Raw genomic sequence first — 21,500 nt, 5'->3', positions numbered from 1 at the left:
GTGAGCCAGACGCAGAAAGAAATCTTCGAACGGTATCTGTCCGCCGGCGCGATCCGGCGTGACCCCGACGCGGTCGCGGCGCTGTTCACCGACGACGGTGTCTACGAGGCGCCGCTGGTGCCACCCGGCCATCCGCTGCCGCGCCGCCTGGCCGGCCGCGAGGAGATCCGCGGCGGGATCGGCGCCTACCACCGGTATCCGGCCTTCCAGGTCACTGTGGACTTCGAGCGCTCCGGCTATGTCCTGCATGACACGGCGGATCCCGACGTCTTCGTCGTCGAGATCGACACTGTGCTGGTGACGCCGCCGGGGGAGCGGGCGACGATGTCGCTAGTGCAGATCTTCCGGGTGCGTGACGGGCTGATCGTCCAGCTCCGGGACTACGTCACGCCGAGCTGACCGCTCGACGGCGTGCGCGCAGCCGGCCCGGCCATCGACCGGACCGGCTGCGGTGGGCGGGCGGCTGCGGCGGCCGGGCCGGCTGCGGGGAGCGGGCCGGCTGCGGGGAGCGGGCCGGCTGCGGCGGGCAGGATCAGGCGAAGGTTGCCGCGTCGATGACGAAGCGGTAGCGCACGTCGGAGTTCACGACCCGCTCGTACGCCTCGTTGATCTGCTCGGCCGGGATGGTCTCGATCTCCGCCCCGATGCCGTGCTCGGCGCAGAAGTCGAGCATCTCCTGCGTCTCCCGGATCCCGCCGATCGTCGACCCGGCGAACGCACGCCGCTTCGGGATCAGCGAGAAGACCTGCAGCGACAGCGGCTTCTCCGGGGCGCCCACGTTGACCATCGTGCCGTCCACGGCCAGCAGCGACAGGTACGCGTCCAGGTCGAGCGACGCGCTCACCGTGTTGATGATCAGGTCGAACGAGTCCGCCAGCTCGGTGAACGTGTCCGGGTCGGAGGTCGCGTAGTAGGCGTTCGCGCCCAGGCGCAGGCCGTCCTCCTGCTTCTTCAGCGACTGGGACAGGACCGTCACGTCCGCGCCCATGGCGTGGGCGATCTTCACGGCGACGTGGCCGAGGCCGCCCAGGCCGACGATGGCGACCTTCTTGCCGGGGCCCGCCTGCCAGTGGCGCAGCGGCGAGTACGTGGTGATGCCCGCGCACAGCAGCGGTGCGGCGACGTCGAGCTCGAGGCTGTCGGGGATGCGGACGACGAACCCCTCGGTGACGACGATGCTCTGCGAGTAGCCGCCCTGGGTCGGCCGGCCGTCCTTGCCGACGCCAGCGTACGTGCCGACGTTGCCGTTGGCGCAGTGCTGTTCCTCGCCGGCGGTGCAGTACCGGCACTCGCCGCAGGAGTCGACCATGCAGCCGACGCCGACGCGGTCACCGACGGCGTACTTCGTCACCTCGGCGCCGACCTCGGCGACGATCCCGGCGATCTCGTGCCCGACCACGATCGGGTACGGGGCCGGCCCCCACTCGCTGCGCGCGGTGTGGATGTCCGAGTGGCAGATGCCGGCGTACTTGATGTCGATCCGGACGTCGTGCGGGCCGACGTCGCGACGCTCGATCGTCGTCGGCGCCAGCGGCTCGGTGGCCGACGGGGCGGCGTATGCCTTCACGGTGGTGGTCACGGTTCTCCTCGGTGTTCCGGTGCTTTGTGTCCAGGTAACCGCCGGCCGTCCGGATGTGGGAGGGCCTGACGATGGAGGTACTGGTGGAACCTCCCAGCGCGGCCCGGCCCGGCACAGCGTCCGGGGCGGAACACCGCGCCCGGTTGTAGGTGCCCACCCGAGGTCCCGTTATGCCTGTCGGAGGAGCACCGCGATGGAGGTGCGGCGGGACCACGACGAGAGCCTCAAGATCATACCTGGGGCGCTGGAAGACGAGGTCAGCTCAGCGAGCTGTACTGGACCGCGGCCAGCTTCCAGGCGCCGGCCTGCCGGACCCACACGTGGCTGACCCGGACGGTCAGGTCGATCGGCGTGCCCTGCCAGGTGGCCCGGCACCGCTGCACGCCGCGGACGATCGCGGTGCCGTCGTAGTGCCGGACGTCCGTTTCGGAATTGTCGACGGCGAGGAACCGGAAATCGTCGTGGCGGGCGATCCACTGCTGTTTGCCGAGCACGTATCCCTGTTCGCCGATGGACCGGAAATCGTCGGCCAGCAGCGATTCCAGCCGGCCGGTGTCGCCGTGTAGTTCCGCGTCGTCGAATGCGGCCTGCAGGGTCAGGATCTCGTCCGTCATGACTTTCCTCGAGTCCGGGCCAGGCTGCCGCGGCAGCGCGTCACCGGGTCACCCTAGCGCTCAGGCCGGGAACTCCCCGGCCACCGTTTCGACGATCTCGGACTCGTGCGGTACGCCCTGCGCGACCAGGACCGGGGTGGCGCCGGGCCGCCGGTGGGCGCGATATCCTCCGAACGCCATGGGTACGCCGCGCGCGGTGAACGGGTCCACGTTGTCCATCACCTGGATGTGCAGGTGCGGCTGGAGCGAGTTGCCCGAGTTCCCGCAGTCGCCGAGCGGCTCGCCGGTGTCGACCTCGTCGCCCGGCCCGACCTGGATCGAGCCGGCGCGCAGGTGCGCGAGGACCACGTACCGCCGCTGGTCCCGCAGTTGCAGGATCACGTGGTTGCCGGCGATGGCCCCCGCACCCTGCCTCGCCCGGGCCGCCTGGGTCACCGCGTAGGCCACGCGGGTGAGCTGCGAGCGCCGGGCCTCGTGGTCGAGCTCGCCGTCGTGGACCGCGACGACCGTGCCGGCGGCGGGGGCGAGGATGGGCAGGCCGAACGCGTAGAACCGGTCTGGCGGTTCGGTGGCCACGAGCGTGCGCCAGTCCCGTACGCCGGCCGTACGCCGTCCCCGCACGGCGATGAAGTCCATCGCGTAGGTCGTGGCGAACAGGTGGGTGCCGTGGCTGGGCACCCGCCGGGCCGGGCTGTTGCGCGCCAGCCAGGTGCCCCGGAACGGCAGCGTGAGGGTGACCTGGTCGAGATCGGACATGCGCTTCCCCCGGTTCGTGGATCGTTCACCGTACCGGCGGGACGCATCGACCGCGCTGCAAACGTTTGCCGTGTAGCAGCCCTGCCATTTGGCGCAAAGTGGTCCAGAGCGGGGCAGTCCGGTTGACGTCCTGGCCGCTCAGGGGTTTAGCTCGGCGCAAAGCTTTGCCGGGCTCCCTGAAACCCCCGGTGCAAACAACCGAAGAGCGGCCCGGGCGCAAACCGGGCCCAAAGCTTTCTTCTCGACCGTACGGCCGTCGGGCCGATGAATGCCGGGTCTGTCGCATGCAACAGACCTGCATATCGGCGGCATTGACTCCCGACGATGAACTTACCTATGTTTTTCGTAGACGTTTCGTCGAAGTTTCGGTCAATTGATCGCGCCATTTCCCCCACCTGTCGTCACTCGGGAGAATTCGCCATGCCCAAGAATCCCCTGCTGGCCACCGCCGTCGCGGCCGCCCTGACCGTCATGGTCGCGCTCGCCGGCACGAATGCCGCTTTCGCCGACGCGTTCTTCGGTGACACCTTCGACGACGGCGACGCGAACGGCTGGACGAAGACCGGCGGCAGCTGGTCGGTCGTCACCGACGGCTCACCGGCCTACCGGCAGGCCAGCACGGGCGCCAACGCCAAGACCCAGACCGGCGACCTGGCCTGGTCCGACTACACCGTGCGGGCCCGGGTCAAGCCGACCGCCTTCGCGACCTCCGCCCGCTCGGCCGGCATCACTGCCCGCAGCACCACGATGAGCAGCTACTACGCGCTGGTGCTGACCGGCGGCGGCGCGGCGCAGTTGCAGCGCGTCGCGAACGGCACGGTCACCGTGCTGGGCTCGGCGGCCGTCGGCGTCACCACCGGCACCTGGTACGACCTCGCCCTGCGGGTCACCGGCTCCACCCTGGCCGGCTCCGTGAACGGCGCCCAGGTCGTGCAGGCGAGCGACGCGACCTTCGGCTCGGGCCGGATCGGACTGGTCACCTCGTACGCCGCCGCTTCCTTCGACGACGTGGTGGTCGAGACCCCGGCGCCGGGCCCCGACCCGACCGGCACGACCCCGCCGACCACGCCGCCCGACCCCGGCTCCTGCCGGGTCGCCGGAACACCCACCGGCTTCGCGGCGGTGAACGCCTGGGGCCGGGCCACCACGACCGGCGGAGCGGGCGGTGCGACGATCGCGGTCGACACGGCCGCCGAGCTGCTGGGCGCCATCGCGCGGCCCGAGCCGCTGACCATCTGCGTCAGCGGCCCGATCACCCTGCCGGCCGGCATGTACGACGTCGCGTCGCACAAGTCGATCATCGGCGTGGGCGCCACCGCGGGCATCACCGGCGGCGGCTTCAACATCGGCCTGCCGGTCTCCACGGCGACGACACCGCCGGCCGACGCCGTGCAGAACGTCATCATCCAGAACCTGTCGTTCCGCAAGGCCAGTGACGACTCGATCAACGTGCAGATGTTCTCGCACCACGTCTGGATCGACCACAACGACCTGGCGCAGGGCTACGACGGCCTGATCGACATCAAGCGCGGTTCCTCGTACGTGACCGTGTCGTGGAACCACACCCACCACCACACCAAGAACATGCTGCTCGGTCACGACGACAACAACGGGGCGCAGGACACCGGCCGGCTGAAGGTCTCCTACCACCACAACTGGTTCGACGCGACGCCGCAGCGCAACCCGCGGGTCCGCTTCGGCGAGCCGGTGCACGTCTACAACAACTACTACTTCTACAACACCGACACCGGCGTGGCCTGCCAGAACAATGCGGGCTGCCTGGTCGAGGGCAACTACTTCGAGAACGTCGAGGAGCCGGTGACCAACACGTACGCCGGTCCCGCGGGCCGGTGCGTCGCCCGCAACAACGTCTTCGTCGGCGAGTCGGGCGCCCCGGACTGCTCCGGCACTGTGCAGGAGGCCAGCGCCTACTACGTGTACACCCTGGACGACCCGAACTCCGTGAAGGCGATCGTCACCGGTGGCGCCGGCGTCGGACGGGTTCCGGCATGAGGACGGCTGCGATTGTCGTCGCCGGCCTGGCCGTGGCTGCCGCCGTACAGGTGCCCTCCACGCAGGTCGCGGCAGCACCCGCCGCAGCGGACGGCTTCGCCGGTGTGGCCGGCTACGGCCAGGCCACGACCACCGGCGGTGCCGGCGGCCCGACCGTCACGGTCTCCACCCCCGCGGCCTTCCTCGCCGCGATCGCCCAGGCCGGCCCGCTGATCATCCAGGTGTCCGGCGCCATCACCCTGCCGACCGGCTCCCGTGACGGCATGCACGACGTGACCTCGGACAAGACCATCGTCGGCCTCGGCTCGACCGGCGCGCTGGTCGGTGGCGGGCTCAACATCGGCCTCCCGGTCGACGACGACGTCACCACGCCGCCGGCCGGCGCCGTGCACAACATCATCATCCGCAACCTGCGGCTCACCGGGGCCACCGACGACCTGATCAACGTGCAGATGTTCAGCCACCACGTGTGGATCGACCACAACGACTTCTCCGACGGCGACGACGGCGCGCTCGACATCAAACGCGGCTCGGACCTGGTGACCGTCTCCTGGAACAGGTTCCACGACCACGACAAGACGCTGCTGCTCGGCCACGACGACGACAACGGCGCCCAGGACGCCGGCCGGTTGCGCACCACCTACCACCACAACTACTTCGACGGCTCCGACCAGCGCAACCCGCGCGTCCGCTTCGCACCGGTGGTGCACGTCTACAACAACTACTACCGCGACAACAGCTACGGCGTCGCGTCCACCAACGACGCCGGCCTGTTCGTCGAGGGCAACTACTTCTTCAGCGTCAACAACCCCGGCCGGGTCGACTTCAGCGGCCCGCTCGGGCGGATGGTCCAGCGCGACAACATCCTCGTGGAGTGCAACCACCCGATCGAGGTACGGGGCACCGTCACGGATCCGCGGACCTTCTACGCCTACACGGCGGACAGCGCGTCGAGCGTACCCACGATCGTGCCGGCGGGTGCCGGCACCGGGAAGGTGTGACCCACCATGAGACGACTCCTGGTCATCGCCGTGTTCGGCGCCGCGGTCCTGGTGCCCGGCACGGGAAACGCGGCCGTGGCCGCACAGGCGGACGGTTTCGCGAGTGTCAACGCGCTGGGGCGTAACGGCACCACCGGTGGCGCCGCGGGACCGACGGTCACGGTCACCACGGGCGCCGCGCTGGAGCAGTACGCCGGCACGAACTCCCCGTACACGATCCTGGTCAGCGGCCGCGTCACCGTCGACGACATGATCACCGTGGTGGCCGACAAGAGCATCATCGGCGTCGGCTCCACCGCGGAGATCACCGGCGGTGGCCTGCAACTGGGCTCGACCACCCGGCCCGGCAACAACGTGATCATCCGCAACATCAAGTTCAGCAACGCCTCGGACGACTCGGTGAGCGTAACCAACGGCGCCCACCACGTGTGGATCGACCACAACGAGTTCCTGCCCAGCTATGACGGCTCGCTCGACATCAAGCGCAAGTCCACCTACGTCACCGTCTCCTGGAACCGTTTCCGCGGCACCGACAAGACGATGCTGCTCGGCCACTCCGACTCGTACTCCGCCGACGTCGGCTACCTCAAGGTCACCTACCACCACAACTACTTCGACGGCAGCAACCAGCGCCACCCGCGGGCCCGGTTCGGCGACCCGGTGCACGTCTACAACAACTACTACCGCGACATCGGGCTCTACGGGATCGCATCCACCCAGAACGCGGGCGTGGTGGCCGAGGGCAACTACTTCGAGAATGTGCCGTTCCCGTGCCACTCGGTGAGCGGCTACGCCGACAGCGATCCGGGCCGGCTCGTGCAACGCGCCAACGCCTTCGTCAACTCCGGGGTCTGCGAGGCGGGCGGGACGGTCACCGAGCCGTCGACGTACTACGCGTACCAGCTCGACGCCGCGTCGTCCGTGCCCGCCGCGGTCACCGCCGGTGCCGGTGTGGGGAGGGTGTCATGAGAATCGCTCTATGTGTAGTTCTGGTTGCGGCCGGCCTGACCCTGGCCGGCCCTGCCCAGGCGGCCCCGGCCGGCGCCCCGGACGGCTTCGCCTCCGTGGCGGCGCTGGGCCTGTCCGGCACCACCGGCGGCGTCGGCGGGCCGACGGTCACCGTCGACACCACCGACGAGCTGCTCACCGCCATCGACACGGTCGGCCCGATGACCATCCAGGTGGCCGGGACCATCGCCATCACCAGCAAGCAAGGGGTACGGCCGAACAAGACGATCGTGGGCCTCGGCTCGACGGCGGTCATCACCGGCGGCGGCTTCGACTTCTACCGCTCGTCGAACGTGATCGTGCGGAACCTGACCTTCACCGACGCGGAGGACGACGCGGTCAACGTGGGGCAGCAGTCGCACCACATCTGGATCGACCACAACACCTTCCGCCGCCCGGCGGACGGCTCGATCGACATCGTCCGCGGCGCCGACTACGTGACGGTGTCCTGGAACCACTTCGCCGGCACCGACAAGAGCATGCTGATCGGCCACTCGGACGGCGCGGCGTCCACCGACATCGGTCACCTGAAGGTCAGCATCCACCACAACTTCTTCGACAACTCCCGCCAGCGCCACCCGCGGGTGCGCTTCGGGGAGCCGGTGCACGTCTACAACAACTACTTCCTCGGCAACGAGCTCTACGGCACCGCGTCCACGGAGAACGCGGGCGTGCTGGTCGAGGGCAACTACTTCGCCTCGGTGCCGTACCCCTGCCACTCGACGAGCGGGTACGCCGACAGCGGCCCCGGCCGGCTGGTGCAGCGGGCCAACGTGTTCGTGGGCTCCGGACCGTGCGAGGCGGGCGGGACCGTGGTGGAGCCGAGGACCTTCTACGCGTACACGTTGGACGCGGCGACGTCCGTGCCGGGCCTGGTGGCGTCCGGGGCCGGCGCGGGCCGGCTCTGAACCGCGGGCGGCGCCGGTCATGTGCCGGCGCCGCCCACGGTCAGACTTGGCCGGCGCCGGTGCACCACCGGCCCGGCCCCCGGTTCTGAACCGCGGGCGGTGTCGGTGCACACCGGCGCCCCCGGTCGGGCCGTTAAGGTGACCGGCATGGACTGGGCCGCCTGGCATGCCGGCTACGACAACCCGGACTCGGTGCTGGCCGGGCGGCTCGCGGCGGTGCAGGCGGTCATCCGGGCGGCGCTCGACCAGGCGCCGCCCGGCCCGCTGACCGCGATCAGCATGTGCGCCGGTCAGGGCCGCGACCTGATCGGCGCGCTGGCGACCCACCCGCGCCGGGACGACGTGCGGGCCCGGCTGGTAGAGCTCGACCCGCGCAATACAGCGGTGGCCGAGCAGAGCGCCCGAGAGGCGGGCCTGACCGGGATCACGGTCGTGCCGGGTGACGCCGGGCTGATGCGCCACTACCGGGATGTGGCGCCGGTGGACCTGGTGCTGGCCTGCGGGGTGTTCGGCAACCTGACGGACGCGGACGTGCTGCGCACGGTCGAGGCGTGTGCTCAGCTGTGCCGCGAGGGCGGCACGGTGGTGTGGACCCGGCACCGTCGGCCGCCGGATCTGGTCCCGGTGATCGCGGACTGGTTCTCGGCGCGGGGTTTCGAGCAGGTGTACGTGAGCGACCCGGCGGCCGGCTTCGGGGTGGGTGCGCACCGCCTCTGCCACCCACCGCGGGCGTTGCAGAGCGCCGACCGGATCTTCACCTTCGTCCCGGAAAAGCAACCGGCCCAACCCTGATCCGACCGGCCGCGCCGCGGAATTGCCCGACCGCGTGGCCCGCATGCCGCCCACGCCCCGCTGCCGCCCGGCTGCTCGGGCCGTGCCTATGTCGGCTGGCCGGGCCGGGCGACGACCGGGACGTGAGTCCGCTTGATGGGGAGGGTCACCGGAAAGCCGCCGCGTGGTCGGCCGCCCACGCGGCGAACGAGCGCGGATCACGGCCGAGCAGCTTCGCCACATCCCCGCTGACCTGCTGTTCGTCCGGGGTGGGGGAGCCCAGGATGTCCAGGGTGCCCTCCACGACCTCCGGCGGCATGAAGGCGCCCATCGCGGCCGCCGCCTCCCCTCGGGTCAGCTCCACGAACGTCACCTCCTCGCCGATCGCTGCCCCGATCGCTGCCGCCTGCGCGCGGGGTGCGATCGGGGCGGGGCCCGTCAGCTCGTACACCTGGCTCTGGTGTCCGCCGCGCAGAGTGACCGCTGCGCACGCCGCGAGGTCCGCCGGGTCGACCACCGGCAGCGCGACGTCCGCGAAGGGCGCGGCGACCAGGCGCCGCTCGCGCACCGACGGCGCCCACGCGTACGCGTTGGGAGCGAAACCGCCCGGCCGCAGGATCGTCCACTCCAGGCCGGACCCCCGCACCGCCGCCTCGAACGTCACGAGGTGCGCGTGTGATGCCGCGCCCGGCCGGGTCCGTACCCCCTGCGAAGACTGCAGGACCACCCGGCGCACGCCCGCCGCCTTCGCCGCACCCAGCACCGCGTCCGGGTCGATCCCGGCCCCGCCGCCTGCGACCAGCACGAACAGCGCCTCGGCGCCGTCGAGCGCGGGACGCAGTGAGTCCGGATCGGTCAGGTCGGCCGGCACGTGCCGGATCCCGGCTGGCAGCACCGCCGGCCGCCGCGACACCGCCGTCACCTGTTCGCCCGCCGCGGCCAGCTCGGCCACCAGCGGGGCGCCCACGTTCCCCGTCGCCCCCGTCACCACGATCATGTCGTTCCCTCCGTCATTTGTTGAGGAAGGGAAGCTAACATCGCCGGGATAGTAGGTACCTAGAGGAAAGTGACTATCCCGTGAAGCCCAGCCGTGCGGCCCCGCCCGAGATCGCCTGCCCCATCGGGCCCGTGGTCGACATCGTCTTCAGTCGCTGGACCACGCCCATCCTGTGGGCGTTGCACGAGTACGGGCGGCAGCGCTTCGTCGAGTTGCAGCGCCGGATCGCCACCATCACCCCGAAGGTGCTGACCCAGCGGCTGCGCCAGCTCGAACGCGACGGGCTGATCACCCGCACCTACCATCCGGAGGTGCCGCCCCGCGTCGAGTACGAGATCAGCGAGCTCGGCCTGACCCTGGCGCCCCTGTTCGCAGCCCTGGCCGACTGGGGCTCAGTCCACCTGGGCAGCGTCGAGCAGGCCCGCGCCGACTACGACGGTCACCAGGCGATCGGGGCGTAGTCCTTCAGGAAGCAGCCGTACAGGTCCTCGCCCTGCTCGCCGCGCACGATCGGGTCGTACACCCGGGCCGCGCCGTCGACCAGGTCCAGCGGGGCGTGGAAGCCCTCGTCGGCCAGCCGCATCTTCGTCGGGTGCGGGCGCTCGTCGGTGATCCAGCCGGTGTCGACGCTGGTCATCAGGATGCCGTCGGTGAACATGTCCTCGGCGCTGGTGCGGGTGAGCATGTTCAGCGCCGCCTTGGCCATGTTGGTGTGCGGGTGGCCGGCGCCCTTGTAGCCGCGGGCGAACACGCCTTCCATCGCGGACACGTTCACTACGTACCGGCGGGGGAACGGCGACGCCGTCATCGCCGCGCGCAGCCGGCTGACCAGCACGAACGGGGCCGTGACGTTGCAGAGCTGCACCTCCAGCAGCTCCAGGGCGTCGACCTCGTGCACCCGGTCGCTCCAGCTGTTGGTCGGCGCCAGGTCCGGCACCAGCCCGCCGGCGTCGATCGCGGTCAGCGCGGCGATCCGGTCGGGGCTCGCCGAGCCACTGGTCAGCGCCAGGGCGGTCAGCGCGTGCGGGCTGAAGGACGAGCCGTCGGTCAGCGACGCCGGGTGCGCTGCCATCGCGTGGCCGCCGAGATACTCCAGCTCCGGCAGCGGACCGTCGGGCAGCGGCGCCGACTCGGCCGCCACCAGCGCCGAGTACGAGCCGGGCGAACGCCGTACCGTCTGGGCCGCGTTGTTGATCAGAATGTCGAGCGGGCCACGGGCCGCGACCGAATCGGCCAGCGCGACCACCTGCCCCGGGTCCCGCAGGTCGATGCCGACGACCCGCAGCCGGTGCAGCCAGTCCGCGCTGTCCGGCATCGCGGCGAAACGCCGCACGGCGTCGTTCGGGAACCGCGTGGTGATGGTGGTGTGCGCGCCGTCCCGCAGCAGCCGCAACGCGATGTACATGCCGATCTTGGCGCGGCCGCCGGTGAGCAGCGCCCGGCGCCCGGTCAGGTCGGTGCGGGCGTCGCGGTGGCTGTGGTTCTTCGCCGCGCAGGCCGGGCAGAGCTGGTGATAGAACGCGTCGACCTGCACGTAGCGCTGCTTGCAGATGTAGCAGCCGCGCGGCTGGCGCAGGACGCCCGCGCTGGTCGTGGTGGTCGCGGTGGCCAGCGGAATGCCGGCGGTCTCGTCGTCGATGCGGCTGGGCGCACCGGTCGCGGTCGCGGCGGTCACCGCGCGGTCGTTTTCCAGGATCGCGTCGCGGCGGTCCCGGCGGCGGCGCAGCTTCACGGTCTTGAAAAGACCGGCGGTCGCCCGGCGTACGGCCACAGCATCGGGGTGCTCCGGATCCAGCTCCTCGGCCTCGGCGATGACCTGCAGACACAGCGCGAGCCGCTCGGGGTCGATGCGGGTGGTGTCTTCGGGCGCGTCGGCGTAGCCGCCTGACGTGGCGGACTCGTCCATGGTCGCGGTCATGCTCATTCCCGTCCCGGTAGAACCTCAACTTCCCCGGGGCATGGTACTGACTGCGCCGGGGGCACGGCTGATCCGTACGGCCCGGCGGGCCACAGTAGCCGCAAGACCGCCGAAACGGTTAGCCGGTCGTGGTCAGGAGGACGACTCCGGCCGGCCTGGGGGCAGTTCGAGGATGGCGGTGGTGTCGACGCCGGGTTCGCGGCGCTCGGCGTCGTTGTCGCCGGCCGGATCGTCGTCGCCACCGGCCGGAGAGCGGTCAGCCGGGGAGTGGTCGGCCGGGGTGACTCGGCCGGAGAGGTCGACCGTGACCGGTGGGTCGGCGTCGGCGTCGGCGTCGGCGCGGCGGCGTTCGGTCGCCGGTGGCCAGGGTGGCGGAGCTGGAGGACTCGTCGGCGCCAGGAACGCGGCGCGCTCACCGGAAGGCGGCGGCGAGTTACCAGCGGAGGATGGCGATCGGCCGGCGGCAGGGGCGGGATCCGGATCCGGCGCCGAGCCGGCACGAGGAACGGATTCGCTCGTCGTGGTGCGGGGCCTCCACGAGGTGTCCGCGTCGTCCCGCTCGTCCAGCGTGATCCGTGCGGACGAGGGATGCGGGGCCGACCCGGCCACCGGGTAGCCGGACGAGGCACCGCCCGACACGGGCGCGCTGGCGGAGAATCGCCGTCCGGATGACGCCGCCGAGTCCGACCCGGCGGCCGAAGTCCCGGACCCGGCTGGCGAGACCGGCCCTGCGGCCGGAGACCCCGACGCGGCGGGCGAGCCCGACCCCGCGGCCGAGACCTGCGATGCGGCGGGGGAGACCGATGCGGTTCCGGAGAAGTGCTCCACCGAGCGGTCAGGACCATCCGACCCCGTCACGCCGCTGGCCCCGGAGGAAGCGGTCGCGATGAAGGTCCCCGCTCCGGGCGACACCGGGGCGTCCGGCGCGGAGGCATCGGCCAGAGGCGCCGCCGGGGACACCGATCGCGACGCCGGCTGCGGAGGCCACGCCGACGCCGTGCCACCCGCCTCGGCCGGCGGCTCGAACCAGGACGAAGCCCGCACCGGCTCCGCCACCCGGCCACCGGAAGCGGTCCGCGAACCCGCCGCCTCCGGAGCCGCATGCCTCCCCACCGACACCGTCGGGAAGAGCTCCTCGTCCTCGTACTCCTGGAGCCCGGCCCGCTGCTGCAGGCGCCGCATCGGGCCCGGTGCCCACCAGGCCGCGTCGCCCATCAGCTTCAGCACTGCCGGGACCAGCAGCATCCGGACCACGGTCGCGTCCAGGAACAGTGCCACGATCATGCCGACGCCGATGAAGCGCATTGTGGTCACCGAAGACAGGGCGAACGCTCCGGTCACCACGATGAGCAGGATCGCCGCCGCGCTGATCACGCGGCCGGTGCGGGCCAGGCCGGTGGTCACCGCTTCGGCCGTGGTCGCGCCGCGGGTGCGGGCCTCGACCATGCGGGACAGCAGGAAGACCTCGTAGTCGGTGGACAGGCCGAAGACCACCGCGGCCATCAGCACCACGATGCCGACCTCGGGCGGCGCCGGGGTGACCCGCAGCAGGTCCGCGCCGTGGCCGTCCTGGAAGATCCAGACCAGGATGCCGAACGTCGCGCTCAGGCTCAGCGCGCTCAGCACCACCGCCTTGACCGGCAGCAGGATCGAGCCGAAGGCCAGGAACATCAGCACCAGCGTCGCGCCGACCAGCAGGCCGATCATCAGGGGGAGCTGGTCCGCGGTCGCGCTCAGGCTGTCGACGTTGCGCGCGGTTGTGCCGCCGACCAGGACCTGTGTGCCGGGCGGGGCGCGCAGCGACCGGATGTCCTCGACCGCGTCGCGCGCCGCCGTGCTGAACGGGTCGGTGCCGGTCAGGGTCGCGGTGTAGAGCAGGACGTCGCCGCCGCTGCCCGTGGGCGTGACCGCGGCGATGCCCGGGACCTTCTTCACTTCGTTCGCGAACGCCGTACCGTCCTGGGCCGCCGGTGCGGCACCGCGGGTGCCGCGCAGCACCACCTGGACGCCCGCGCTGCTCAGCGCCGGGAAGTCGGTCTTGAGGGTTTCGATGGCCTGCCGGGCCGGGTTGCCCGCCGGCAGGATGCGCTCGTCGTTCTCGCCGAAGCGCACCCCGGTGATCGGTGCGGCCAGCACCAGCAGCCCCGCCAGGATCGGCAGGGCGACCAGCACCGGGTGGCGCAGCACCGCCCCGGCGAGGCGGGCCCAGCCGGTGCCGGCCGGCCGGTTGCTGCCGCGGCGGGGCAGCCGCACCGGCAGCTTGTCGACGCGGGGGCCGAGGACCGCCAGCAGGGCGGGCAGCAGCGTCAGCGACAGGATTGCAGCGAGGGCGACGGCGGCGAGACCGCCGTAGGCCAGCGATTTGAGGAAGCCCTGCGGGAAGAGCAGCAGCCCGGCCAGGGCGATCATCAGCAGCGTCGCGGAGAAGATCACGGTGCGTCCGGCGGTCGCGACGGTACGGGCCACAGCCTCGCCCGGCGTACGCCCGAACCCCTGCTCCTCCCGGAACCGCCCGACCATGAACAGCCCGTAGTCGATGGCCATGCCCAGCCCGAGCAGGCTGGCCACGTTGACGGCGAACGAGTTGACGTCGTGGCCGTACGCGATCGCGTGCAGCACCCCCAGCGACCCCAGCACCGCGCACCCGTCCACCAGCACCGGCAGTGACGCGGCGACCAGCGAGCCGAAGATGAACAGCAGCAGGATCAGCACGATGGGCAGCGACACCGCCTCGGCGAACGCCAGGTCCTGCGTCGACAGCGTGGACGACGCGTCACTGAGCGGCGCGCCCCCGGCGAGCTGGATGCTCGCACCCTCGACCGACAGCTTGTCGTCGATCTCCCGGTACGCCTCCAGCTTCGCGCCTTCGTCGTCGCCGGCCAGCGTCAGCACCGCCACGGCCCGCGACCGGTCGGCCGACGCGTACTGCGCGACCTTGTCCGGCCAGTACGACGCGACGGCCGTGACCGCCGACGGCGGCAGCGCCTCGAGCCGGGTCCGTACGCGCTGACCGAGCCCCGCGTCGTCGATGGTGCCCGAGGTGGGCGTGTAGATGACGACGACGTCGCCGCCCTGCGCGCCCAGCTCCTCGCGGACCACCTCGGCGGCCCGGGTCGACTCGCTGCCGGGGTCGTTGTAACCGCCCTCGGTCAGCTGGCCGAAGACGCCCAGCCCCCACATCCCGGCCGCGGCCACCGCCACGACCGTGCACACCAGCACCGGCCACCGGAACCGGGCCACCCATGATCCCCAGGCGGCGAACACAACGATCTCCTTAACACCCGCGTCCCGCACCCCACGGAACGCCCGGATCCCCCCACCCCAGGGGAAGCCGGTTCACTTCAGCGCAGCGTGGCCGCCTCGAGCGCGACGCCGCCGCAGTCCTGGCTGAACGCCTCCTCGGTGACCCAGCTCAGGTTGATCCTGCCGTTCTTCGGCGCCCGGTACGTGATCACGAAGACCGCCGTGTCGAGATTGTTGCTGCGTTCCTCGAAGGTCGAGGTGGCCGAGGCCGAGCCGGTCGTCAGCTTCGCCGTCAGCTTGCCGCGGCCGGCCAGCGCGCCCACGTAGAGCCGCAGGGTCCGCGCCGAGGTGCCGGCCGGGGCCGAGATGGTGAAGCCGTTGCCCTTGCCGCAGGTGCGGATGCCGGTCGGCGTGCCGTCGCTGTTGTTCACCGGCGAGCCGTCGCGCCAGCTGAACAGCTCGTCGCTGAAGCCGTGCCGGAAGCGCGGCGCGGTCGGGGAGCCCTCGAGGATCTGGAAGTCGCCGTCGGCCCGGCGTTCCAGCGAGAACGTGCTCTGCTCACCCCAGTGCACCCAGTCGCGGCTGCCCTCGCCGGTCAGGTCGACCCGGGACGGTACGTCGTTGCGGTCGACCTTGACCGAGCCCTGGTCCGGCGGCTTCGGCTTGGTCGTCGTGGGCGCCGGCTGCGTGGTCCGGCCCTTCGACGGTGTGGGTGACGGCGACGGCGAGTTGTCGTCGGAGGCGCTGGGCAGCGGGATCGGGAACTGGTCGGCCGGGTTGAGCGACACGTCCCCGAGCGCGGGCGGCTGCACCGGCGGGATCGCCTGCTGGTCGTCGTCGCGCATCGCCCGGCTGATGATGAAGCCGAAGGCCACCACGATCAGCACGCCCGCGAGGATGACCGCGGCGGGCATGAGGAACTCGGTCAGCCGGCGCCGCCCGTCGTCGAGCAGCAACGGTGGCACGGCCGCCCCCCGGCGGCCGGTCGTGCGGTAGCCATAGCTGGTGCGCGGGTTCGGCGCGGCTGGGTAGGGCCTGCGGTGCCCCACGTCGGCCGGTCGTCCCACGGACTCAGGCTGGCGACCTGTCGTACGGTCGTCGTCCGGCAACCGACCCTCCCCGGTCGTTCGCGGGCGCGCGCCGACCGCCGGTGGCGGCCGGGCGGGTTGTCCCGAGTGCTGTGCTGCTTGAGCCGGTGCCGGCGACGAGCGGTCGCCGTGGTGCTGTGGGGAGGTACACCGTCTCACCTTCCGTGAGTGACGGAGAAGAGCGAAATGAGTAACCAAGCCGTCCGGATGATCACCGGGGTCGGCGGTTCGGTGGAGGTTCGCCCCGGGTCCCGCAGGCGCGGCGAGTACGGTGTCCGGAGTCTGCCAGCATGTCCCGTCCGACAGGAGAGTCCGATACAGATGAGCGTCCAGGAGAAGACCGGTACCAGTCGCCGGGGCCAGGCCCTGACCGGCGCCTTCGCGGGTGTGGCCGTGATCGCCGTACTGGTCGCGGTCTATATCGGCATCCAGGTGTCCGACGGCGACGACAAGCCGGCGACCCCGGCGGCCGCCTCCGCTCCCGCCGACCCGGCCGCCGCGGCGCCGACCGAGCCCGCCCCCGCGCCGAGCCAGCCGCCGGCCGCGGCGCAGGTCCCGCTGGACCCGGCGCTGCAGCAGCCGCCGGTGGTCAAGGCCGGCACGGGCAAGGTCGCCGAGCTCAAGGTCACCGAGATCATCGCCGGCAAGGGCCCGAAGCTGAAGGCCGGCCAGACCATCCAGGCCAACTATGTGGGCGTCACCTACAAGGACGGCAAGGAGTTCGACTCCTCCTGGAAGACGGGGCAGCCGGCCCAGTTCCCGGTCGGCGCCGGCCAGCTCATCGAGGGCTGGGACAAGGGCCTGGTCGGCGTGGCCGTCGGCAGCCGGGTGCAGCTCGACATCCCGGCCAAGATGGCCTACGGCGACCCGGCCCCCGAGGGCCGTCCCGGCGGCGACCTGCGCTTCGTCGTCGACGTGCTGGCCGCCCAGTAGTTCAGAGTTCCCGCACGATCACGTCCACCTGCCGGGGGCGGCCCGCCGCGACGGGCCGCTCCTCGGCGGTGTACTTCAGGTCCCGCAGCGCGGCCAGCAGCTCGTCCACCGACGCCGGCCGCGCCCCGGCCTCGGCCAGCGAGCGCACCAGCCGGCCCTTGGTGGCCTTGTTGAAGTGGCTCACCACCGAGCGCCGCGGCTCCCCGCCGACGATCCGCTCGTGCAGCACCCGCACGGTGGCGGTGCGCCCGGCGAGCGCGCCCGAGGGCGCCCACATCGCCGCGTAGGCGCCGGACCGCAGATCCAGCACCGGGCCGTCGGCGGCCGCACGGTCCAGCGCTGGGCTCAGCGCCTTCTTCCAGTACGCGGTGAGCCCGCCGAGCACGGGCAGCGAGACCCCGACCGAGCACCGGTACGCCGGGATCCGGTCGGTCAGCCGCAGCACCCCCCACAGCCCCGAGAAGACCACCGCCCGCTCGTCGACCCACGCCCGGGCCGGTGGCGCGAGCCCGGCCGGGGCGAGTGCCTCGTAGAGCACCCCGCTGTAGACCTGCGCAGCGGGCGCGGCCGGTGCTGTGGCCAGCCCGGCGTTGCGGGCGACCTCGGCGTGCTGGGCGGCGCTGAGCCCGAGCACCGCCAGCGAATCGGCGACGCCGCGGGCGCTCGTACGCCTGCACAGCGCCACCAGCTTGGACAGCACCCGGCGCCGGGCCGGGGCGAGCCGGGGGAGCCACAGCTCCGCGGGTTCGGCGGGGGCACCGGCGGCCGGTGCGGTCTTGCCCTCGGACGGCGGCAGCAGGATGAGCACGCCGCGAGGTTACAAGTCCGGCTCGGTGGCCAGCGCGTCGGCCACGCTGGGATAGACCTCCAGCACGGGCAGCAGCCCGGCGACGTGCAGCAGGTCGCGCAGTTGGTCGCCCGGGGCGGCCAGCCGCAGCCAGCCACCGGCGGCGACGGCCCGCTCGTGCCCGTTGATGAACGAGCGCAGCCCGGTGGAGTCGCAGAACCCGATGCCGGAGACGTCGACGACCACCCGCGGCACCGGCCGGTCCAGGACCTGCTCCAGGGTGGTGCCGAGCACGGTGTCGGTGCCACCGTCGAGGTCGCCCCGCACGGAGATGATCACGGTGTCGTCGGGGTCACCGATGACGGACACTTGCACGACTGGGCCTCCCGGGCACGACGGAGACCTCTTTCTGCCCAGTCACGAGGCCGGTGGAACCTGTGGCACCGTGATCGTCGTGCGGACCGTCGCCTGGTCGATCTCGCTGACCCGGACGGTGAAGCTGATCTCGTACGTGCCGGGCAGCGGGAACGTCAGCGCGCCGACCGCGTCGTTGCGGGGCGTGAGCGGCAGCATCGGCTCGGACACCGGCTCCAGATCCTGGCCCTGCAGGCGGGTCGTGACGGTCCACTCGGGGGCCGGCAGCGGCTTGCCCTCCGGCGTGTAGGTGAAGCCGTGAACGGTGTTGTTCTCGCCCAGCTCGACCGGGTAGACGTAGTACTGCAGCGTGAACAGCTCCGAGGTGAGGGTCTGCGAGACCCCCTTCTCCGTGCTCGCGTCCCGCTCACCGGTGGCGCTGCGGCCGGGCGTGACCTGCACCAGTACGGCGCTGAGCCCCAGCACCAGCACGGTGGCGGCCACCTCGGCCCCGACCGTACGGCGCAACGTGGCCACCCCGCCGGCGCGCACCTGGGCCCGCCGTACCATGCTGCGCGCGAAGGCCGCCGCGGCGAGCACCCCGGCCAGGATCGCGATCTTGCCGAGCAGGAGGCGGCCGTACCCGGTGCCCCACAGCGCGCCGACGGACCCGACCTGGACCACCGCCTGCACCGTGCCCGCGCCGACCAGCCACACCACCGCCAGCGCCGCCCAGCGTGACCAGGCCGGCAGGATCACGCCCAGCACCCGGGGATGGGCGCCGCGCAGCAGGAACACCGCCAGCGTGATCAGCCCGCCCAGCCAGATCGCCATCGCGGCCAGGTGCACCACGTCGGCGGTCACGATCGCCGCGGCCAGCGGCGAGTCGGCGGCGTGCCCGGTCAGCGGCCAGGTGGTCAGCCCGGCGGCGGCCAGCGCGAGCAGCAACCCGCCGTGCCACCGCTTACCGGTGCCGTGCAGGACCGGCAGCAGCAGCGCGGTGGCCGCGGCGAGCACGGCCAGGCGGGCCAGCAGGATGACGCCGAACGGGCTGGCCAGCACGTCGGCGAGCTCGGTGACCGAGACGTCCCACAGCGGGGCGCCGCTGCTGTTCGGTGCCTGCGTCCACAGCGCGCCCAGGGTCGACGCCGCCGTGCCGATCACCCCGCCGCGGACCAGCAGGATCGGCCCGCGGCGGGAGAGGCGGCGGGGCCACAGCAGAGCCAGCAGCAGGGCGGGGCCGATGATGAGGGTCAGTCCGGCGTACCCGATGAACTTGAGCGCGGGGACCGCGACCGCGACCGACGGGTGCACGCTGCCGGGATCGCTCTCCGGTGGGCGCGCCGAGGGCGCGCCCACCGAGAAGGTCATGGCGCCGCCGACCGGGTGGCTGTCGCTGGAGACGATCCGATAGCTGACCAGGTACGTGCCCAGCGGCTGGTCCGCGCGCCGCACCTGGATCCGCAGCGTCGAACCGACAGCGGCGACCGCGCCGGTGATCCGCTTGCCGTCCGGCGCGAGCACCTGCGTGCGGTCCGGCACCGGGGTGATGCCCTCGGTGAACGTCAGCGTGATCTCGCCGGGAGCCGTCGCCACCACACTGCCGGGCTCCGGCGTCGCCGTCGTCAACGCGGCGTGCGCGCTCGCCGGCGCCGCCGGAAGCAGCACCGCACCCAGTCCGATCATGGCCACGATGAGCACGCGCACGATCCGCGGCCCCCCAGCCGCTGCAGCCCCAGTCACGACAGGTAGTTCGGATCATCGGGGGGAAAGGTTCAATCCGCGCACGGCGGCTTACCGATCCGCCCGGCCGGGTACCACCCGGCGATACGATCCCGGGCAGGTCCACGCCCTCAAGGAGGCTCCTCGATGTCCGTGCATCCCCGCGCCGGCACCCCCGCCGAATCCCGCGACCGAATCGACGTGCCCCGGGTGGTCCTGAGCTACTACACCGACCACCCCGACCCCGGGGTCGCGGAGCAGCGCGTCGCCTTCGGCACCTCCGGGCACCGCGGCTCCAGCCTGAAGACGGCGTTCAACGAGGACCACATCGTGGCCACCAGCCAGGCCATCGTCGAGTACCGCCGCGAGCAGGGCACCGACGGCCCGCTCTACCTGGCCCGCGACACGCACGCGCTCAGCGAGCCGGCGATGATTTCGGCCCTGGAGGTCTTCGCCGCCAACGACGTGCGCGTGCTGATCGACAGCCGCGACGGCTACACCCCGACGCCGGCGCTGTCGCACGCGATCCTGACCTACAACAAGGGCCGCACCTCCGGGCTGGCCGACGGCGTGGTCGTCACCCCCTCGCACAACCCGCCGGACGACGGCGGCTTCAAGTACAACCCGCCGCACGGCGGGCCGGCCGACACCGACGCCACCAAGTGGATCCAGGACCGGGCGAACGCGCTGATCGCCGCCGGCCTCAAGGAGGTACGCCGGGTGCCGGCGGCCCGGGCCCGCACCTCGGAGCTGGTCAGCGGCTACGACTACCTGGCCACGTACGTGGACGACCTGAGCTCGGTCATCGACATGGAGGCGATCCGCTCGGCCGGCATCCGGATCGGCGCGGACCCGCTGGGCGGCGCCAGCGTCGCCTACTGGGGCGAGATCGGCTCCCGGTACGGCCTGGACCTGACCGTGGTGAATCCGGACGTCGACCCGACCTTCGGCTTCATGACCCTGGACTGGGACGGCAAGATCCGGATGGACTGCTCGTCGCCGTACGCGATGGCCTCGCTGATCGCCCAAAAGGACAAGTTCCAGCTGGCCACGGGCAACGACGCGGACGCCGACCGGCACGGCATCGTCACCCCCGACGGTGGCCTGATGAACCCCAACCACTACCTGGCCGTGGCGATCTCGTACCTGTACAAGGTCCGCACGGACTGGCCGGCCGCGGCGGCGATCGGCAAGACCCTGGTGTCGTCGTCGATGATCGACCGGGTGGCGGCGGACCTGGGCCGCAAACTGGACGAGGTGCCGGTCGGCTTCAAATGGTTCGTCCCCGGCCTGCTGGACGGCTCGGTCGGCTTCGGCGGCGAGGAGAGCGCGGGAGCGTCGTTCCTGCGCCGCGACGGCAGCCCGTGGAGCACCGACAAGGACGGCATCCTGCTGGACCTGCTGGCCTCGGAGATCGTGGCGACGACCGGCCGCACGCCCAGCGAGCACTACCGCGACCTGACGGCGAAGTTCGGCGACCCGGCGTATGCCCGCATCGACGCCCCGGCGACCCGCGACGAGAAGGCCATCCTGGGCAAGCTGTCGCCGTCGCAGGTGACGGCCAAGGAGCTCGACGGCGAACCGATCACGGCGGTGCTGACGTCGGCGCCGGGCAACAACGCACCGATCGGCGGCCTGAAAGTGACGACGGAGTCGGGCTGGTTCGCGGCCCGGCCCTCGGGCACGGAGGACGTCTACAAGATCTACGCGGAGTCGTTCAAGGGGCCGGAGCACCTGGCGCGCATCCAGGAGGAGGCGCGGGCGGTGGTCTCGGCGGCCCTCAAGGGCTGAATCCCGACATCCAGCCC

The 21,500-nt window shown here is 71.9% G+C and carries 19 protein-coding genes; 9 read left to right on the top strand and 10 right to left on the bottom strand.

Features of this window, described 5'->3' with window-relative positions; genetic code table 11:
• Entirely contained in the window at positions 1–399 is a 399-nt protein-coding gene (locus ACQP2Y_RS24970; protein ID WP_433717404.1) for a nuclear transport factor 2 family protein, read from the top strand.
• A 133-nt stretch (positions 400–532) separates the two neighbouring features.
• Here the strand turns inward: ACQP2Y_RS24970 and ACQP2Y_RS24965 are convergent, their stop codons facing one another.
• The 3 genes from ACQP2Y_RS24965 to ACQP2Y_RS24955 form a co-directional block, all read right to left on the bottom strand.
• Positions 533–1,579 (bottom strand): NAD(P)-dependent alcohol dehydrogenase, encoded by a 1,047-nt coding sequence (locus ACQP2Y_RS24965; protein ID WP_433717402.1) that lies wholly within the window; start codon positions 1,577–1,579, stop codon positions 533–535.
• Between the two features lie 257 nt (positions 1,580–1,836).
• On the bottom strand, positions 1,837–2,193 hold the full coding sequence (locus tag ACQP2Y_RS24960; RefSeq protein WP_433717400.1) for a nuclear transport factor 2 family protein: 357 nt from the start codon (positions 2,191–2,193) through the stop codon (positions 1,837–1,839).
• 60 nt (positions 2,194–2,253) lie between these two features.
• The gene (locus tag ACQP2Y_RS24955; RefSeq protein ID WP_433717398.1) at positions 2,254–2,949 is read right to left on the bottom strand and encodes a M23 family metallopeptidase; all 696 of its coding nucleotides are present in this window, start codon (positions 2,947–2,949) and stop codon (positions 2,254–2,256) included.
• Positions 2,950–3,369: 420 nt separating this feature from the next.
• On the opposite strand from ACQP2Y_RS24955, the gene ACQP2Y_RS24950 reads away from it, so the two are divergent.
• From ACQP2Y_RS24950 to ACQP2Y_RS24930, 5 genes are all read left to right on the top strand, one after another.
• Positions 3,370–4,962, top strand: coding sequence for a family 16 glycoside hydrolase (locus tag ACQP2Y_RS24950; protein WP_433717396.1), 1,593 nt, complete (start codon positions 3,370–3,372; stop codon positions 4,960–4,962).
• On the top strand, positions 4,959–5,963 hold the full coding sequence (locus ACQP2Y_RS24945; protein ID WP_433717394.1) for a pectate lyase family protein: 1,005 nt from the start codon (positions 4,959–4,961) through the stop codon (positions 5,961–5,963). Before ACQP2Y_RS24950 ends, ACQP2Y_RS24945 begins: the two co-directional genes overlap by 4 nt.
• A gap of 6 nt (positions 5,964–5,969) precedes the next feature.
• Positions 5,970–6,932, top strand: a complete 963-nt coding sequence (locus ACQP2Y_RS24940) for a pectate lyase family protein (RefSeq protein WP_433717392.1) — start codon at positions 5,970–5,972, stop codon at positions 6,930–6,932.
• Positions 6,929–7,879 (top strand): pectate lyase family protein, encoded by a 951-nt coding sequence (locus ACQP2Y_RS24935; protein WP_433717390.1) that lies wholly within the window; start codon positions 6,929–6,931, stop codon positions 7,877–7,879. Before ACQP2Y_RS24940 ends, ACQP2Y_RS24935 begins: the two co-directional genes overlap by 4 nt.
• 147 nt (positions 7,880–8,026) lie before the next feature.
• Positions 8,027–8,671, top strand: coding sequence for a methyltransferase domain-containing protein (locus ACQP2Y_RS24930; RefSeq protein WP_433717388.1), 645 nt, complete (start codon positions 8,027–8,029; stop codon positions 8,669–8,671).
• A 145-nt stretch (positions 8,672–8,816) separates the two neighbouring features.
• Here ACQP2Y_RS24930 and ACQP2Y_RS24925 read toward each other — a convergent pair whose 3' ends face one another.
• A complete protein-coding gene (locus ACQP2Y_RS24925; protein WP_433717386.1) occupies positions 8,817–9,647 on the bottom strand; it encodes an SDR family oxidoreductase in 831 nt (276 codons plus the stop codon).
• An 80-nt stretch (positions 9,648–9,727) separates the two neighbouring features.
• On the opposite strand from ACQP2Y_RS24925, the gene ACQP2Y_RS24920 reads away from it, so the two are divergent.
• A complete protein-coding gene (locus ACQP2Y_RS24920; RefSeq protein ID WP_433717384.1) occupies positions 9,728–10,108 on the top strand; it encodes a winged helix-turn-helix transcriptional regulator in 381 nt (126 codons plus the stop codon).
• Here the strand turns inward: ACQP2Y_RS24920 and ACQP2Y_RS24915 are convergent.
• The 3 genes from ACQP2Y_RS24915 to ACQP2Y_RS24905 form a co-directional block, all read right to left on the bottom strand.
• Complete coding sequence (locus tag ACQP2Y_RS24915; protein ID WP_433732057.1) at positions 10,087–11,553, bottom strand: SDR family NAD(P)-dependent oxidoreductase; 1,467 nt, start codon at positions 11,551–11,553, stop codon at positions 10,087–10,089. The two genes, ACQP2Y_RS24920 and ACQP2Y_RS24915, sit on opposite strands and share 22 nt — an antisense overlap.
• A 144-nt stretch (positions 11,554–11,697) precedes the next feature.
• Positions 11,698–14,829 carry an MMPL family transporter gene (locus tag ACQP2Y_RS24910; protein WP_433717382.1) on the bottom strand — a complete coding sequence of 1,044 codons (3,132 nt, stop codon included), beginning with the start codon at positions 14,827–14,829 and terminating at the stop codon, positions 11,698–11,700.
• Between the two features lie 77 nt (positions 14,830–14,906).
• A complete protein-coding gene (locus ACQP2Y_RS24905) occupies positions 14,907–15,875 on the bottom strand; it encodes a hypothetical protein (RefSeq protein WP_433717380.1) in 969 nt (322 codons plus the stop codon).
• A gap of 342 nt (positions 15,876–16,217) precedes the next feature.
• Here ACQP2Y_RS24905 and ACQP2Y_RS24900 point away from each other — a divergent pair, with 342 nt between their 5' ends.
• Positions 16,218–16,829, top strand: a complete 612-nt coding sequence (locus ACQP2Y_RS24900) for an FKBP-type peptidyl-prolyl cis-trans isomerase (protein ID WP_433717378.1) — start codon at positions 16,218–16,220, stop codon at positions 16,827–16,829.
• Between the two features lies 1 nt (position 16,830).
• On the opposite strand, the gene yaaA is transcribed toward ACQP2Y_RS24900, so the two are convergent.
• From yaaA to ACQP2Y_RS24885, 3 genes are read right to left on the bottom strand one after another with little or no spacing between them, the layout of a single operon-like run.
• Positions 16,831–17,637 carry a peroxide stress protein YaaA gene (gene yaaA / locus ACQP2Y_RS24895; RefSeq protein WP_433717376.1) on the bottom strand — a complete coding sequence of 269 codons (807 nt, stop codon included), beginning with the start codon at positions 17,635–17,637 and terminating at the stop codon, positions 16,831–16,833.
• Positions 17,638–17,646: 9 nt separating this feature from the next.
• On the bottom strand, positions 17,647–17,991 hold the full coding sequence (locus ACQP2Y_RS24890; protein ID WP_433717374.1) for an STAS domain-containing protein: 345 nt from the start codon (positions 17,989–17,991) through the stop codon (positions 17,647–17,649).
• 42 nt (positions 17,992–18,033) lie between these two features.
• Positions 18,034–19,677: a copper resistance CopC/CopD family protein gene (locus ACQP2Y_RS24885; protein WP_433717372.1), complete on the bottom strand. Its 1,644-nt coding sequence runs from the start codon at positions 19,675–19,677 to the stop codon at positions 18,034–18,036.
• Between the two features lie 162 nt (positions 19,678–19,839).
• Between ACQP2Y_RS24885 and pgm the strand changes: the two genes are divergently transcribed.
• Positions 19,840–21,483, top strand: coding sequence for a phosphoglucomutase (alpha-D-glucose-1,6-bisphosphate-dependent) (gene pgm, locus ACQP2Y_RS24880; RefSeq protein ID WP_433717370.1), 1,644 nt, complete (start codon positions 19,840–19,842; stop codon positions 21,481–21,483).
• Positions 21,484–21,500 lie beyond the last annotated feature (17 nt).

This window comes from Actinoplanes sp. CA-051413, assembly GCF_050955795.1.
Taxonomy (GTDB): domain Bacteria; phylum Actinomycetota; class Actinomycetes; order Mycobacteriales; family Micromonosporaceae; genus Actinoplanes.
The sequence above is the reverse complement of the archived record's forward strand: the minus strand, read 5'-3'. Positions and strand labels throughout refer to the sequence as shown.